Here is a 15,032-nt window from a genome sequence, read left to right on the forward strand (position 1 = left end):
AAATTAAGTTTATAAAGAATAGCGGTGTATTGCCGTTATTTTTTATTCTTCAATAGTTCTGAATGTCAGATTCACTCTGGGAGTTGTCACTTTTTTAGTGGGTGGAATTCTATGCAGCCAGTTTTCCTGAGTTGTTCCTTTCATTACCAATAAACTTCCGTTTTCTAAAAAAACATCAATACGCTCCTTAGATTGTTTATGTTTAAAAGAAAACTTACGTTCAGCACCGAAAGTAAGTGAAGCAATTGCTCCGTGTTTTTTCAAATCTTTTTCACTGTCACTATGATACGCCATTCCCTCGCTTCCGTCATGGTATAAATTAAGAAGGCAGGAATTGTAGGTTTCTCCGGAAATTTCTTCACACTTTTGTTTTAAAGCTAACAATTCCGGAGTCCAGAGTTTTGCATATTTTGTTCGATTGGAATAAGTATATTCAAATTCTTTTTCGCCAAACCATGCGACTTTTCGCTTAGTAAAAATCAGTTTTCCGAAAATTACTGCTTCATCATTTTCCCAAGGAATTTTGCTGAACAAATATTGATAATACTTTTCACATTCTTGACCTGAAAATATTCTGCCGTAATATTGTGCGATGCCGTCTTTGGGAAGAATGTTGACAGGGAAATCTTGTATTGTTTCAAACAAGTTATTCATGATTCTATAATTTAACTAGAAATTGATTAATTTTTATAAACACAGTTTGTTATTTCATAGAAATCTCGACAGTTGAAGAAAATAATAATACTGAGATTCCTACAGAATGATAAAATGCTGAATATTTTAAGTAAAATCATCTGAATACATTTTCGAACTTTCCCAGCCAATCATTAACTGTTTTCTATCGCTTCCCCACATATAGCCTCCAATTTTTCCAGATGACTGGATTACCCGATGACAGGGAATTAAAAACGCAACCGGATTACTACCAATTGCCGTTCCTACAGCTCTGGAAGCTTTCGCGTTTCCTATTTTATCGGCTAAATTTCCGTAGGTTGATAATTTCCCCATCGGAATCGTCAGTAAACTTTCCCAGACTTTGAGCTGAAAATCTGTTCCTTTTAAATGCAATTTAATGGTGTTGAGTTTTGTCCAGTCTTTATTAAAAATAGATAATGCATTTTGTTGAAACTGATCCTCTTTTTGAAAAAAACATGCATTGGGAAATTTATTGACTAAATCTCTCAATGCATTCTCTTTATTTTCTTCGAAAGCCATATAACAGATTCCTTTTTCGGTAGAAGCTGTAATAATTTCTCCAAACGGACTTTCAAAAAAACTGTAATTGATGTTTAAATTTTTACCCCCGTTTTTATATTCTGCAGGTGTCATTCCTTCAATATTCACAAACAAATCGTGTAATCTGCTCGTACTTGAAAGTCCGGTCTCTAATGTTGCATCAAACAGCGTGGCTTTTTCTTCTTTTAATAAACTTTTTGCGTGCTCAATGCTGATGAACTGTAAAAATTTTTTCGGACTAGTTCCTGCCCAATCTGTAAATATTTTCTGAAAATGTGCCGGACTTAGATTTACTTTTTCAGCAACCTCATCCAAATTCGGCTGAAGCTTAAAATTGCTCTGAATAAATTCGATAGCTTTGGCAATTCTCTGATAATCTATCTCTTCTTGTATGGACATTTCCGTTTATTTTATATCACAAATTTCCAAAGAAAAACCGAACCTAAAAATCCGATTCCTGCGGAATTTAATCTTTGCTGATGTGATAATACGCCAACATTTTATAGTATAATTTTGCCGCTAAAAATGCACTTGGTTTAGAATAAGCAGAATCCATCAATTCAACAATATCAAACGCAACAACATTACATTTTTCGAAAACTTTTTTCAACAATTCTAAAGTTGGATACCATTGTAATCCACCTGGTTCCGGAGTTCCTGTAGATGGTGCGATAGACGGATCAAACGCATCTAAATCGATGGTGATGTAAACATTTCCTGAAACTTTTTCCAGAACATCATTCACCCAGTTTTCGTTATTAGCAATTTCGTGAGCAAAAAACACTCTTCCTTCCGGTAAATATTCAACTTCCTCAACATCCATAGAACGGATTCCCACCTGAACCAAATTATGTTTCTGATTGGCTTCGAAAACTGCACAAGCATGATTAGAAGTAGAACCATGAAACTCCGGACGAAGATCTGTATGAGCATCCAATTGCAAAACCGTCAAGTTTTCAAATTTTTCTCCAACCGCACGAATAGAACCGATAGAAACTGAATGTTCTCCACCGAAAAGGGTAAACAATTTATCTGTTGCTAAAAGTTCTTTTGTCTTTTGGTATACAGCTTCTGTCATCGCTTCAGGAGTAGAATTTTCCGAAATCTCTCCCGCTAAATAAACTCCTTCCAGATAAGGTTCTGTTCCTGTTTCGATGTCGTACAGTTCCATGTTTTCAGAAGCATCAAGGAATAATTCCGGACCCTTGTCGGCTCCTTTTCCCCAAGTTGAAGTTCCGTCGTAAGGAACCGTTACCAAAACTACTTTTGAATTTTCTAATGAAGCATTTTCTTCAGGAATCCCTGCGTATGTTTTCATAATTTATGATTAAAAAATTTCGCCAAAGATACAAAGAAGTTGGGAGATTAGCAGAGGTTGAAGGATGGGAGAAACAACTTAAAACAAGACAATAATCAGTATTTAATTACAAAGGTTTGTAGAAAATAATTTAGTTGTAACTGAGGCATAACAATTTGACTTATAAAATTAAATTTCTCAATTATGAGAAACCGTAATCGTTGTTGGGTTTGTTTTTTTATATTTGAATTATAATTGGGATCGGCGCAATGCGTCAATCCAAAAGTTAGCTGCAATCATATCAACAAACTATGCCAAAATTTACTGAAGAACAATTAAATATTTTCAGGTATCCCCCAAGTGATACTGAAGAGCAAAAACTTGCTAATTCTGAATATCAAGTAAAGGAAGCTATTAGAAATTCAGAAAAACTAAAGAGTAAGACAATTAAGGTATTTGGACAAGGTTCATATGCAAATGACACTAATGTTAAAAACAATAGCGATATTGACATTAATGTACGGCTTGATGACACTGTTTATGTACAGGTTCCAAATAACAAAGAAAAAAATGATTTTGGTTATTCAGATAGTGATTATACGTTTGCTCAATATAGAAAAGATGTTTATGACGCTTTAGTCGAATATTTTGGTTATGAATATATAGTAGATAAAAATAAGTGTATAACAGTCTTAGCGAATACTAATAGAGTTGAAACAGATGTCGTTCCAACTTTTCGTTTGGATAGATACGACAACGAAAGTAAGACATCAAAAATAGAGGGCGTCAGATTTATTGCGAAAGATTATTCTGTAATATCAAACTATCCATTACAACATATTGACAGTGGAAAATTAAAAAATTCAAATACTCAAAAAAGATTTAAAAGATTAACCAGAATATATCGACGAATTCGTTACAAGATGATTGAAGATAATGTCGCTGTTAGTGATAACATTACTTCATTTTTATTAGAATGTTTAGTTTGGAATGTTCCAAATCATATATTTAACAATTATGACGCTTGGACTGATAGACTTAAACAATCTATAATTTACATCTACAATGCAACTAAAGAAGGAGAAGAAACTTGTGATGAATGGGGTGAGGTTTCTGAACTCTTGTATTTATTCAAAGCAAGAAAGTGGAGCATTAAAGATGTTAATCAGTTTATGGTTCAAATGTGGAGCTATTTACAATACTAAAATAACTTGAAATGAATTTTAAATATTTTAAAATTGGTGTATTAATTCCATTAATATTAATATTGACATTATTGATTACACCGATTTCTAATTGGATTGAATCTGAAATTTCAAAAATTGAAAATTTAAAAGATATTTATTCATATATAGGTATATTCTCTACTATTTCAATATTAACACTAATACTTTATTTTATAAATAATATTTTGTGGAAATATCGAATTTTTAAAGCTTTAATAGATTTACCAAATTTGAATGGTAGATATGAGGGAACGCTGAATTCAACCTATATTGATCCTTCTTCACAGCAACCAACACAAAAAAAATGTGTATTAGAAATTAAACAAACAGCATCATACATAAAAATCCATTCGTATTATGGTGATTTAAACTCTAACAATCAAACTTCTTGCTCAACAAGTGTTAGCGAAGAGATAATCAAATCCTCTAATGATATATTTGAAGTATTTTATATTTATACTAATGACGCAAATTCTTTAGAAACACAACTACACAATCATAAAGGAACTTGTAGTTTAAAATATTACCCTGACATTAAGACGTTAGAAGGAGAATATTATAATCAGAGAGGATACAAAGGAACAATTAATGTGTCATTTACACAGAAAAAAACTTTAGGTAGATTAAGTTAGATTATGACTACAGCAAACAAGGGTTTTGAAACAGTGGGGGGGGGACTGCAAATTTCAACGGTATTTCTTCGATTGAGCTTTTGTGCAAGATTGAAGATTTGTGCTTCGATTGCCCACCATCGCCAAGTTCCAAACCGTTAGAAAACCGAATTTAAAGATTGTAAATCCTCAACATCTTTTAATCATTTCAACTTCATAAGCATAAATAAAAAATTCCATTTCACAAGTCATTCAATTTTTAAATATTAAAACATTATTTTTGCACAAAATAAAATTTATGTCCTTAAAAGCTGTGCTGTTCGATATGGATGGCGTTATTGTAGATACAGAACCTTTGCACAGAAAAGCTTATTTCAGAACGTTCGATCAATTGGAAGTTGCTGTTTCAGAAGAACTTTACACTTCTTTCACCGGTGCTTCTACAAAAAGAGTTTGTGAGACTTTAATCAGCCAATTTAATCTTCCTCAAACTCATGAAGATATTGCCGCTATCAAAAGAGCTCATTTCAAAGATTATTTCTATCATGATGAAGAGTTTGATCTGATTCCGGGAGTGAGAAAATTGATTCAGCATTATTATGAAAACGGAATTACATTAGTTTTGGCTTCGTCGGCAACGATGACAACCATCAATATGGTTTTTGAAAAATTCGGCTTGGAAAAATATTTCAGCGGCAAAATCAGTGGTGCAGATTTAAAAGAATCAAAACCTCATCCTGAAATTTTCATCAAAGCAGCCGAAATGGCGAATGAAACCATCGAAAATTGTATGGTGATTGAAGATTCTACCAACGGAATTTTGGCAGCACACAGAGCGAATATTTTCTGTGCAGCTTATAAGAGTTTCCACACGCATAATCAGGATTATAGTTTGGCTAATATTATTGTTTCAGATTATTCTGAATTGGAAATTGACAAGATTTCGAAATTCTTTTAAACATAAAAAGCTCTCATATTTGAGAGCTTTGTTATTTAATTTTGGCTAAAGCCAATCTGTATTTCTTTTTATGAAAACGGGCTAAAGCCCGTTCCTGTTGAATAAGTTAATACCCTAAAATTTTCAAAATATCTTCGGGTCCCTGTCTTTCTCTGAAAATTTCGTATTGGAATTCTCCATTTTCATCTTTCTGAATCAAAATATGTCTGGGTTGCGGCATCAGACAGTGATGAACTCCGCCGTAACCACCGATGGTTTCCTGATACGCTCCTGTGTGAAAGAAACCGATGTACAAAGGTTTTGTATCACTAAAAACAGGCAAGTAAATGGCATTCGTATGTTGTTCTGAATTGTAATAATCATCTGAATCACACGTTAATCCACCTAAGAAAACTCTTTCATACGAATCTTCCCAACGGTTCAAAGGAAGCATGATAAAGTGTCTGGAAATTGCCCAAGTATCTGGAAGCGTCGTCATGAAAGATGAATCAATCATATTCCATTTTTCTCTGTCGTTCTGGCGTTTCTGAGAAATGATTTTATATAAGTTTGCACCGCTTTCACCAACGGTAAAGCTTCCAAATTCCGTATAAATATTTGGCTCCTCTACTCCTTCTTCTTCACAGAATTTTTTAATCTGAGAAACGATTTCTTCTACCATATATTGATAATCGTAATCGAAATTCAAAGAAGTTTTAATAGGAAAACCGCCACCAATATTCAGTGAGTTTACTTCAGGAGCGATTTTCTTTAAACGTGCATAGACACGAAGACATTTGTACAATTCATTCCAGTAATATGCGGTGTCTTTGATTCCTGTATTGATGAAAAAGTGGAGCATTTTCAGCCTTGCATTCGGATGTTCAGCAATTTTCTGGCTGTAATAGGGAATGATGTCTTTATATCCGATTCCTAATCTTGAAGTATAGAATTCAAATTTTGGCTCTTCTTCGGAAGCAATTCTGATTCCGATATCGAAAGTCGTGTCGATACTTTCGGTTAACTTATCCAACTCACGGTAATTATCTAAAATCGGGGTAATGTTTTCAAAACCGCTGTTAATCATATCTGAAATTTTCGCCAGATAATCATCAGTTTTGAAACCGTTGCAGATTACTTCAATATCTTTAGTAACTTTCCCCTCATTATAAAGTGATTTCACAATATCCATGTCATACGCTGAAGAGGTTTCAATAGAAATATCGTTCTTCAAAGCTTCTTCAATGACAAATTTGAAATGGCTGGATTTTGTACAATAGCAATATCTGTAATTTTTTTTGTAATCGATTTTCTCAAAAGCTTCTTTGAACCAACTTTTTGCTTTCTGAATATTCTGAGAAATCTTCGGGAGGTAACTGACCTTTAAAGGTGTTCCAAACTTCTCAACGACTTCCATCAAAGGAATATCATGAAAAGACAAATTGTTCTCAGAAACATTGAATTCTTCCGTTGGAAAATACAATGTCTGATCAATAAGTTCCGAGTATTTTATTTTCATTTTCTGACAAGTGAATTAAGAATGCAAAATTGCTAAAAAAGTTTGATTTTTTAGTTTTAAATTTCATTAAAGTTTTCGCAGATTTAAAATGACTGAAATCGTTTTTTTCTATGCAAAAATCAACGATTATTCTTTCCTACAAATAGCAACAAATCTCCTTTTTCATATTCGATAAAAATTTCATCTTCAACGGCAAAATTTCTTGTTCCTATTCTTGACTTAATATTCAGATTTTCATTGGCTAAAGCCCAATTCAGACCTTTAGTAGTCACATTTTCAACCGATGGAAAAGGATATAATGAAATCAATTTATCTTTGACATTCGTTAAAACAAAAGTTTTGGGGATAAAAAAATATTCAGAAAATTCGTCATAGAATTTGATGTTTAAATTTTCTTTAAAGTTGTAAGCAACGGTGAGATTTCCTAAAAAATGATCCTGTTCTCCTCCACTTCCTCCAAAAACATCGATATTTTTAAAGCCTCTTTCTGCAATAATCTCTAAAGCTTTATGAAAATCAGTTTTTTCCTGATCAGGAGTATAAATGAATTTATCTTCATATACATTTTCATCAGCACCAGAATGCGAATCAAAATCACCGGAAATAAAATCTAATTTTTCTAAAGGAAAATTTAATTGTTTTAAATAATGAAAAGCACCATCTGTACACGCAATCAGATCATAATTTTCAGGATCAGGAAATGATTTCGGAGCGTCGCCGTTGATGAAAAGTAGTGTATTTTTCAATTAAAAATGCTTCTATAAAATTGTAAATATTCTTTCCATTCATTATTTGAATAGACATATAAATAACCGTTTCTATTACAGCAATCTTGATAAAAAATTACTGCAAAATCTTTATTTAAAGAGAATAGAGGAATCGAAATTCGATAAAAATCCTGATTTTCTTTTCTAATTCTTTCTTCTTTCAAATGCTAGTTTCTTATTAAATTTAATTCTCTTTTTCTTAATGCTAAGTTTGGAATTACCTTTTAAAATTATTTGATTAAACTTTTTGTTAGAAATTATACTATCATAAGTTCTTATATCAGTATTTCTATCAACAAAAATATATTCATAAAAAGCGCTATTAAATTTTGGAATTTTTTCGTAGGAATTTACTTTTGCTTTTTCTAAGTTATAATCATTCCAATCAATATTATTTTTTATCGCAGTAAAATCTCCTTCTTTAAAAAATGATATTTCTCTCTCAAGTCCTGCATCTTTAATTGATTCGTTTAAATAAAAAACATCAAACTTAGGATTAAAACTTTTATCTACCAAGTTGTAATATTCAAAATCCTCAGGAATAAACTCTTTAGAGAAACTGTTTACAAGATTTTCAATTTGCGATTTTTGGCAAAATAGTGTGATTGAATTTAATGAAAATATTAAAAGCAAAATTTTTCTCATATCGGTAATTTTGATGATTAATCCTTCTTCATATTATTTTTAATTAATTCTTCAACATTTTGCTCTTTTGTGATGATCCATTTTCCTACATTTTTGCCGGGTCTTTTTCCCATTTTTATCTTTCATTCGGATTCCAGTATTCTTCTGGTTCTTCATTAATTTTTGAAATATATCTAGCCAAAACAAAAAGATAATCTGAAAGCCGGTTTAAATATTTAATCAATTCAGGACGCACTTCTTCAGATTCATTTAAAAAAACTAAAGAACGTTCAGCTCTTCTGCAAATCGTTCTCGCAGCATGTAAAAAAGTAGCTGATTTTCCGCCACCGGGAAGAATAAAGTATTGCAACGGCTCCAGTTTTTCTTCAAAAGCATCCATCCAGTTTTCCAGTTCTTCAATTTCAGTATCAGAAATAATTAACGAAAGACGGGATTTCCCATTGGCTAACATTAATTTATCTACCGGAGTTGCTGCTTCAGAACCTACAGTAAATAAATCAAACTGAATTTTCTTCAGCTGTTCTAAAACTTCATCAACTTCAATATGACTTTTTGCTATCCCAATAAATGAATTGAGCTCATCAATATTTCCGTAACTTTCTACTCTTGCACTGGCTTTGGAAACTCTGGTTCCGCCGTACAAAGCAGTCTGTCCTTTGTCTCCTGTTTTGGTGTAAATTTTCATACCACTAAAATAACTTTTTTTGTACAATTTGAAAGGTAAAATCTAATGATTACTGAAAGAAAAAACTCCTATCTATCAAAAAAGTCCGGTTAAAAAAACCAGACTTATTCAAAATTATTTACCTAACCCTTACATAGATATTAAAACATTTGTGTAGAGGATATCCATCTAACGTGAAAACATATTTAGTTATTTTAAAAAAATTAAAATAATATTTAAAATACTAAAATCCTACTGACAAACTGTTGTCATCAACCCATACTATCTTTGTCATAACATTAACAATTTAAAACAAAAATTATGACAGCCACAGCAACAACAACCAAACAATTTATCGGTTCAGCGCAATTATTAGAACATTGGCAAGGACACAGAAATCTGACAAGAAGAGTCATTGAAATGTTCCCTGAAAAAGAACTTTTTGAATTTTCTGTGGGCGGGATGAGACCGTTTGCGAAATTAGCAGTCGAGTTGATCAGCATTGCTGGTTACTGGTTTGAAAGGAATCGTAGAAACACAAATGGAGGAATTTTCAGAAGAAGCTTTTAAGCCAAAAACGAAAGAAGAAATTCTTGCAAAATGGGATGAAGAAACGGTAGTGATTAATCAGTATTTTAATCAAATTTCTGAGGAACGTTTTCAGGAAACCTTCAATTTATTTGGTCAGTACGAATTTCCGGTATACCAAAACATCCTTTATTTTATCGATAATGAAGTACATCATCGTGCACAGGGTTTTGTCTATTTGAGAGCTTTGGGAATTGATCCCCCTTTCTTTTGGGAGAGATTTTAATTTATTTCCCACAAATTGCACAGATTTGCACAGACAATTGAATAAATCTTTGTAAAACATTTTCTCTTGCAGATTTAGAAGATTAGACAGATCATATAAAAAGATCTGTGTAAATCTTTGAAAATCTGTGGGAGAATTTTGCTAAATATTATAATGTTCCGTAATTTTTTGAATTAAATTTTTCATTTTCAACTTTAATAATTCGGGTTCCAGAATTTCCGCATAATCTGCAAAAGTGATCAGCCAGCGCGGAAACCCTTCATCAATCCATTCTGTTTCGAAAGTCATTTCGATGCCTTTATCCGTTTCTTTCTCTTCAATCAATCCGTAATAGCTTTTAGAATTAATTAAATATCCCATAATTTTTTTATCCACCAACAATTTTACTTTTGTAGTTTTAGCAGATAAAATTCTCCTGTGATCATTGATTTTCCCATATTCCTGTGAAAAAGAAATCTCTGTTTTAGAGATTTTCAAAATTCTGTCTACTCTGAACTGCCTGAAATCTTTCCTGAGCGTACAAAAAGCCATAATGTACCAGTAATTAAACTCGTAAAAAATCCCAACAGCTTCAATTGTTCGGTTAGAAAATCTCTCATCAACACTTTGGTATTCAATGGAAAGCTGTTTTTTCTCTGCAATACTTTCCAAGATAATCGGAATAATATTTTTAACAGAATCATTGGATTTCGGACTATAATCAAATATATCGATCTGACTTTCAATATTCTGAATTAAGTTTTTATCTGAATTTTTTAAAACAGAACGCAGTTTTGCCATCGCTGTCTGATAATGATTTCCCAGACTTTGGTGAGAAAATTTCTGCATCAGCTTTTCTGCGGTGATAAAACTTAAAACCTCTTCTTTGGTAAACATTACAGGCGGAAGTTTGTATCCTTCCATCAAAGAATAACCACTTCCCGCTTCACCAATTATTGGAATACCGGCATTTTCTAATGTTTTTATGTCACGATAAATCGTTCTCACACTTACTTCAAATTTCCCGGCCAAATCCTGTGCTCTCACAATGGGTTTTGATTGTAATTGGGTAAGAATTGCGGTGACACGATCTATCTTTTTTAAATATTGATCTTCCATTTCTTAGTGAAAAACTAAAATATTATATTTATTTTCATCAATTCTCACGATATGAACTCATTAACTTGTCTAAATTTAAGCTTCTCGCCGAAGCATCAAAAATTTCTTTATACGTCCCCTCCATCTGCATAAGTTCCTGATGGGTTCCGCTTTCTACAACACAACCTTTTTTCATTACATAAATTGTATCCGAATCTAAAATCTGGGATAGCGAATGCGAAATTATTATGACTGTTCTGCCCTCTTTGATCGCATCAAGAGAATTTTTAATCTGTTCTGTAGCAATCGCATCCAGACTTGCGGTAGGCTCATCTAAAAAAATAATGGGCGGGTTTTTGAGAAACAATCTTGCGATTGCAATCCTTTGTTGCTGTCCGCCGGAAAGTTGTGTGGCATCATGTTTATAATTTTCGGGAAGTTCCATGATTTGCTCATGAAGATATGCTTTTCGGGCGGCTTCCTGTACTTGTTCAAAACCTGCATCCATTTGTCCGTATCGTATGTTGTCTTCAATACTTCCCTGGAAAATATGATTTTTTTGCAAAACCAAGCCTATATCGTCACGTAGATATGCGTTATCATATTCATTTAAATTAAATCCGTCCAATAAAATCTCACCGGAATCCGGAAGATAAAATTTGCACAAAAGATTAATAATCGTTGATTTTCCTGCACCACTTAAGCCAACCAAAGCGGTGGTTTTTCCGTTTTCTATGGTCATAGAAACGTTGTGTAAAGCCTGAGTTCCGTTTGGATAAGAAAAATTGACGTTCTTCAATTCAAAATTTCCTGAAGTTTTGTTTTCTCTTAAAGTTCCGTTGGGTTCGGCTTCTTCATCAGCATTTAAAATATCAAAATAACCTTCGGCATAAATCATTGCATCGTTCATATCATCATAAATCCTGTGAAGCTGACGAATGGGTGAAGAAACATTGTTGAATAACATAATATGCAGCATGATCGCACCAATTGTCATCTGTTGATTCAGCACCAGATAAACAGTAAGCAGAATAATAAGAACCACACCAATCTGCTCGATAAATGTTTTCAGGCCTTCATAGATAAAACTGGTTTTTCTAGTGTACATCTGGCTTTCCATCAACTGCATCTGAAGATCAAACTGTTTTTTTCCTTCAAATTTTTCTCTCACAAAACTTTTAATCACTAAAATAGAATTGATTAAATTTAATAATCCTGAAGTTTTTTGTTCACGCTGGTTACGTAATTGCCTTCTTACTCCGCCCAGTTTCTTGGCCTGCATAGAGGTTACATAAAAGTAAATCGGGACAATAATTGTGGAAACAAGACCGACATACACGTTCTGCATATACATAATGACCAATGCAATAATGGCGTTGGAAAACATCGGTAAAATATCAATAAAAAAGTTTTGAACAAGTTTTGTTAAGCTTTCAATTCCACGGTCGATGCGGGTTTGCAATTTTCCGGAAGCGTGGTTTTCGTCACTGAAGTAAGCCACTTTGTAAGTTAAAATCTTATCGATTGCTGATTGTGCTAAAACTGAACTTACACTAATTCTGATTTTTTCACCATAAAATTTCTGCCCGAAACTGATGAATATATTGGCAATTTCTTTTCCTAAAAGTATGGCAGAAATCACGATCAGAATGTGAATGCCTTCCGACATCGGACTCGGGAGTTTTGTGAGTTTTTCAACTTCATCAACTGTATATTTCAGCACTACCGCATTTACCTGAGCAGTAATGGCTCCTAAAAAAGTAAGAAACAAAGTTCCGTAAATCATCAAACGATATGGTTTAATGAAAGGCTTCAGTTGTCTGTAAATCCCAAAAATACTGAGTGCTCTGGTAAAAGGTTTTGCCATGGATTGCTTTTAACGAAAAACGTACCGTTTCTGAGAGAAAAGGTACGTGTAATTATATTTTTCAGCAAATAAAAATTGCTTTTAAATTTTATCCTTCATAAACATACGTTGTAAGATAATGCAGTTCAGATGTACTCGCAGCTTTCGATTCAGCTTCTGCCTGCTCCAGAGAATATTGTGAATTGATTTCTTTACGCTGGAAAACAAAAGAATTATTAGCATTTTTATCAACAACCTGAGAGAATATATGCTCAATTTCTGAATTGGCCAGGGTTGCAAAACCAATATCTTCAAAACCATACATCAATCTCAAATCATCAAACTGAGCAAAATTTTCATCCACAAAACCCTGCAGTTGAGGTCTGGATTCAAAATTACCTGCCCAAATATTGTAAGCGTAGGTTTTCTTGCTTGGCTTGTCGAAAATGCTTTGATACACAAAGTTTTCACCCAAATAGGCTTCTCTTACCTGCGGATCATTTGCCAGTTCTTCCGGAAGACCTTCTTTTAAGATCTTTCCTTCAAACATGATGTATGTTTTGTTGGTAATTGCCAAAGTCTGCTGTACGTTGTGGTCGGTAATCAAAATTCCGATATTTTTATCAGTCAGGCTTCTTACAATCTTCTGAATATCTTCTACGGCAATCGGGTCAACTCCTGCGAAAGGCTCATCCAGCAAAATAAAACTCGGGCTCGTTGCCAAACATCTTGCAATCTCCGTTCTGCGTCTTTCACCACCGGAAAGTAAATCTCCACGGTTTTTTCTGACGTGCTGTAATGAAAACTCTTCAATCAGTTCGTCACATTTGATTTGTTGTTCACGTTTTGAAAGTTTCGTCAATTGCAAAACTCCCATAATATTATCTTCTACAGACAATTTTCTGAAAACCGAAGCTTCCTGCGCAAGATAACCGATTCCTTTTTGGGCTCTCCGGTACATTGCATCAGTAGTAATTTCCTGTTTGTCGAGAAATATCTTTCCTGAAGTGGGCTTTACCAAACCTACGATCATATAAAACGAAGTGGTCTTGCCCGCTCCGTTCGGACCCAGCAATCCTACAATTTCTCCCTGCTGAACCTGTACAGAAACGCCTTTTACTACTTTTTTGGGACCGTATTCTTTGATTAAGTTTTCTCCTCGTAAAATCATAGAGCAAATATATCAAAAATATAAATGTCAGCTGTAAATTTAAGCTCTTGTAACTTTTAAGATGTTAAAAAGACTTATTGAAAACAACCATATCAACAATTATTACAATGGAAAATTACGGTTATACAAAAACAGAAAACAACCAAAATCAAAACAATCTACCTTATCGTTCTGAAAAGAAAATCCCTGCAGCGTTGTTGGGCATTTTAGTAGGTTGGCTTGCTTTAAACAAATTTTACTTAGGCTATACAAGAGAAGGCATTATTCAGTTAGTTTTAAATGTTTGCACTTGTGGAATTGCTTCAGTTATTCCGTTTATAGAAGGGATTTTATATCTCTTTATGAGTGATGAGCAATTTGACAATACTTATGTTCACAATAAAAAAGGATGGCTGTAATTTTAATGTAAATTTCATCTTGCAAAATGATTTTTTTCTTACATTTAAATCACCAATCACAATTTGAATTTTTATGGAAAATAACCAACAGCTGACCGATTTACTGGCTTTGGATCTCGGAATTAATCTGATCAACCGAAGACCTTACGCAAAAGAAGTGTTCAAGTGGCAGGATATTGACCTTCTTCCTCATTCTTCTGCAGACACTTTGCTTTGCGAAATTTACGAATGGAATGGCAGAAACTGGAGGACAACCAATAATAATCTCATCGGATTTTTATTCTCTGACGAACAGTTAAAAAACGTGAAAGATCAACTTTTGAAAATCCCGAAACATCCGGCTTTAATTCCTGATTTTGAGTTTACAAAAGAAAGCATGGTTGAATATGGTTTAGCCTTGCCTTCTTTATTTAATATTGGAATCAATGGAAATATCAACAGTGCCAAAAGTTTTTCTGTACGTGTAAATGGCGTCACAAAATCCCGAATTACCAATATCGATTCGCCGGGAATTGAAATTCTAAGAAAGTACTCTGAATTCACAGATTCGGAATCAAAAACCTATCGGAAGAATATTAAATTTAATTATTTGAGCACTTCGCTGTTTTATGCTGAAAGCGTAGAAATTTTCCTCGAAAAAGAATCCGGAGTTGGCTTAGATGTCAGTTTTCAGACACAGAATGTAGAAGTTGAAGCTAAAGTTGATACCGATACCAAAAAACATTTTGTTTTAAAATATTTGGGAAACCAGGCTCCTTTCGCAGCAAAATTTACAAAAGGGAAAGATTTTGACTTCAAATAATTTTTTGAAAGTTATAAGTGAA

14 protein-coding genes and 2 pseudogenes are annotated in these 15,032 nt (G+C 33.2%); 6 read left to right on the plus strand and 10 right to left on the minus strand.

The features are described from left to right. Positions 1-42 precede the first annotated feature (42 nt). The 3 genes from ACZZZA_RS00315 to speB form a co-directional block, all read right to left on the minus strand. Positions 43-654, minus strand: a complete 612-nt coding sequence (locus ACZZZA_RS00315; protein ID WP_463429287.1) for an alpha-ketoglutarate-dependent dioxygenase AlkB family protein — start codon at positions 652-654, stop codon at positions 43-45. A 126-nt stretch (positions 655-780) separates the two neighbouring features. Continuing rightward, positions 781-1,635: a bifunctional helix-turn-helix domain-containing protein/methylated-DNA--[protein]-cysteine S-methyltransferase gene (locus ACZZZA_RS00320; protein ID WP_463429288.1), complete on the minus strand. Its 855-nt coding sequence runs from the start codon at positions 1,633-1,635 to the stop codon at positions 781-783. A 67-nt stretch (positions 1,636-1,702) separates the two neighbouring features. Beyond that, positions 1,703-2,554 carry an agmatinase gene (gene speB, locus ACZZZA_RS00325; protein ID WP_463429289.1) on the minus strand — a complete coding sequence of 284 codons (852 nt, stop codon included), beginning with the start codon at positions 2,552-2,554 and terminating at the stop codon, positions 1,703-1,705. Between the two features lie 290 nt (positions 2,555-2,844). Here speB and ACZZZA_RS00330 point away from each other — a divergent pair, with 290 nt between their 5' ends. The 3 genes from ACZZZA_RS00330 (at position 2,845) to ACZZZA_RS00340 (ending at position 5,328) form a co-directional block, all read left to right on the plus strand. Then, a complete protein-coding gene (locus tag ACZZZA_RS00330; protein ID WP_463429290.1) occupies positions 2,845-3,738 on the plus strand; it encodes a nucleotidyltransferase domain-containing protein in 894 nt (297 codons plus the stop codon). Between the two features lie 11 nt (positions 3,739-3,749). Beyond that, positions 3,750-4,391 (plus strand): Cap15 family cyclic dinucleotide receptor domain-containing protein, encoded by a 642-nt coding sequence (locus tag ACZZZA_RS00335; protein WP_463429291.1) that lies wholly within the window; start codon positions 3,750-3,752, stop codon positions 4,389-4,391. Positions 4,392-4,668: 277 nt separating this feature from the next. Continuing rightward, positions 4,669-5,328: an HAD family hydrolase gene (locus ACZZZA_RS00340; protein WP_463429292.1), complete on the plus strand. Its 660-nt coding sequence runs from the start codon at positions 4,669-4,671 to the stop codon at positions 5,326-5,328. Positions 5,329-5,434: 106 nt separating this feature from the next. On the opposite strand, the gene ACZZZA_RS00345 is transcribed toward ACZZZA_RS00340, so the two are convergent. From ACZZZA_RS00345 to ACZZZA_RS00360, 4 genes are all read right to left on the minus strand, one after another. After that, positions 5,435-6,826, minus strand: a complete 1,392-nt coding sequence (locus tag ACZZZA_RS00345) for a type III PLP-dependent enzyme domain-containing protein (protein ID WP_463429293.1) — start codon at positions 6,824-6,826, stop codon at positions 5,435-5,437. A 119-nt stretch (positions 6,827-6,945) separates the two neighbouring features. After that, positions 6,946-7,572, minus strand: coding sequence for a thiamine diphosphokinase (locus ACZZZA_RS00350; protein ID WP_463429294.1), 627 nt, complete (start codon positions 7,570-7,572; stop codon positions 6,946-6,948). Between the two features lie 165 nt (positions 7,573-7,737). After that, on the minus strand, positions 7,738-8,238 hold the full coding sequence (locus tag ACZZZA_RS00355; protein ID WP_463429295.1) for a hypothetical protein: 501 nt from the start codon (positions 8,236-8,238) through the stop codon (positions 7,738-7,740). A gap of 115 nt (positions 8,239-8,353) precedes the next feature. Further along, positions 8,354-8,923 (minus strand): cob(I)yrinic acid a,c-diamide adenosyltransferase, encoded by a 570-nt coding sequence (locus ACZZZA_RS00360; RefSeq protein WP_463429296.1) that lies wholly within the window; start codon positions 8,921-8,923, stop codon positions 8,354-8,356. Between the two features lie 300 nt (positions 8,924-9,223). Here ACZZZA_RS00360 and ACZZZA_RS00365 point away from each other — a divergent pair. Continuing rightward, positions 9,224-9,716, plus strand: a pseudogene (locus ACZZZA_RS00365) (DinB family protein). 141 nt (positions 9,717-9,857) lie between these two features. Here ACZZZA_RS00365 and ACZZZA_RS00370 read toward each other — a convergent pair. The 3 genes and pseudogenes from ACZZZA_RS00370 to lptB form a co-directional block, all read right to left on the minus strand. After that, a complete protein-coding gene (locus tag ACZZZA_RS00370; protein WP_463429297.1) occupies positions 9,858-10,814 on the minus strand; it encodes a helix-turn-helix transcriptional regulator in 957 nt (318 codons plus the stop codon). Between the two features lie 37 nt (positions 10,815-10,851). Next, positions 10,852-12,579: an ABC transporter ATP-binding protein gene (locus ACZZZA_RS00375; protein WP_463433708.1), complete on the minus strand. Its 1,728-nt coding sequence runs from the start codon at positions 12,577-12,579 to the stop codon at positions 10,852-10,854. A gap of 505 nt (positions 12,580-13,084) precedes the next feature. After that, positions 13,085-13,810: pseudogene (gene lptB / locus ACZZZA_RS00380) on the minus strand (LPS export ABC transporter ATP-binding protein); the annotation flags it as partial. Positions 13,811-13,917: 107 nt separating this feature from the next. Here lptB and ACZZZA_RS00385 point away from each other — a divergent pair. Both ACZZZA_RS00385 and ACZZZA_RS00390 read left to right on the plus strand, forming a co-directional pair. Next, complete coding sequence (locus ACZZZA_RS00385) at positions 13,918-14,208, plus strand: TM2 domain-containing protein (RefSeq protein WP_463429298.1); 291 nt, start codon at positions 13,918-13,920, stop codon at positions 14,206-14,208. Positions 14,209-14,281: 73 nt separating this feature from the next. Further along, the gene (locus ACZZZA_RS00390; protein ID WP_463429299.1) at positions 14,282-15,010 is read left to right on the plus strand and encodes a hypothetical protein; all 729 of its coding nucleotides are present in this window, start codon (positions 14,282-14,284) and stop codon (positions 15,008-15,010) included. The last annotated feature ends 22 nt before the right edge of the window (positions 15,011-15,032 follow it).

This window comes from Chryseobacterium sp. AC405b (assembly GCF_979258685.1).

Excerpts from the sequence above, each read along its gene's own strand:
- ACZZZA_RS00345 (WP_463429293.1), bottom strand. The coding sequence starts at position 6,826 with ATGAAAATAAAATACTCGGAACTTATTGATCAGACATTGTATTTTCCA.
- ACZZZA_RS00330 (WP_463429290.1), top strand. The coding sequence starts at position 2,845 with ATGCCAAAATTTACTGAAGAACAATTAAATATTTTCAGGTATCCCCCA.
- ACZZZA_RS00320 (WP_463429288.1), bottom strand. The coding sequence starts at position 1,635 with ATGTCCATACAAGAAGAGATAGATTATCAGAGAATTGCCAAAGCTATC.
- ACZZZA_RS00335 (WP_463429291.1), top strand. The coding sequence starts at position 3,750 with ATGAATTTTAAATATTTTAAAATTGGTGTATTAATTCCATTAATATTA.
- ACZZZA_RS00385 (WP_463429298.1), top strand. The coding sequence starts at position 13,918 with ATGGAAAATTACGGTTATACAAAAACAGAAAACAACCAAAATCAAAAC.
- ACZZZA_RS00355 (WP_463429295.1), bottom strand. The coding sequence starts at position 8,238 with ATGAGAAAAATTTTGCTTTTAATATTTTCATTAAATTCAATCACACTA.
- ACZZZA_RS00375 (WP_463433708.1), bottom strand. The coding sequence starts at position 12,579 with ATGATTTACGGAACTTTGTTTCTTACTTTTTTAGGAGCCATTACTGCT.
- ACZZZA_RS00315 (WP_463429287.1), bottom strand. The coding sequence starts at position 654 with ATGAATAACTTGTTTGAAACAATACAAGATTTCCCTGTCAACATTCTT.
- ACZZZA_RS00340 (WP_463429292.1), top strand. The coding sequence starts at position 4,669 with ATGTCCTTAAAAGCTGTGCTGTTCGATATGGATGGCGTTATTGTAGAT.
- speB (WP_463429289.1), bottom strand. The coding sequence starts at position 2,554 with ATGAAAACATACGCAGGGATTCCTGAAGAAAATGCTTCATTAGAAAAT.
- ACZZZA_RS00370 (WP_463429297.1), bottom strand. The coding sequence starts at position 10,814 with ATGGAAGATCAATATTTAAAAAAGATAGATCGTGTCACCGCAATTCTT.
- ACZZZA_RS00390 (WP_463429299.1), top strand. The coding sequence starts at position 14,282 with ATGGAAAATAACCAACAGCTGACCGATTTACTGGCTTTGGATCTCGGA.
- ACZZZA_RS00360 (WP_463429296.1), bottom strand. The coding sequence starts at position 8,923 with ATGAAAATTTACACCAAAACAGGAGACAAAGGACAGACTGCTTTGTAC.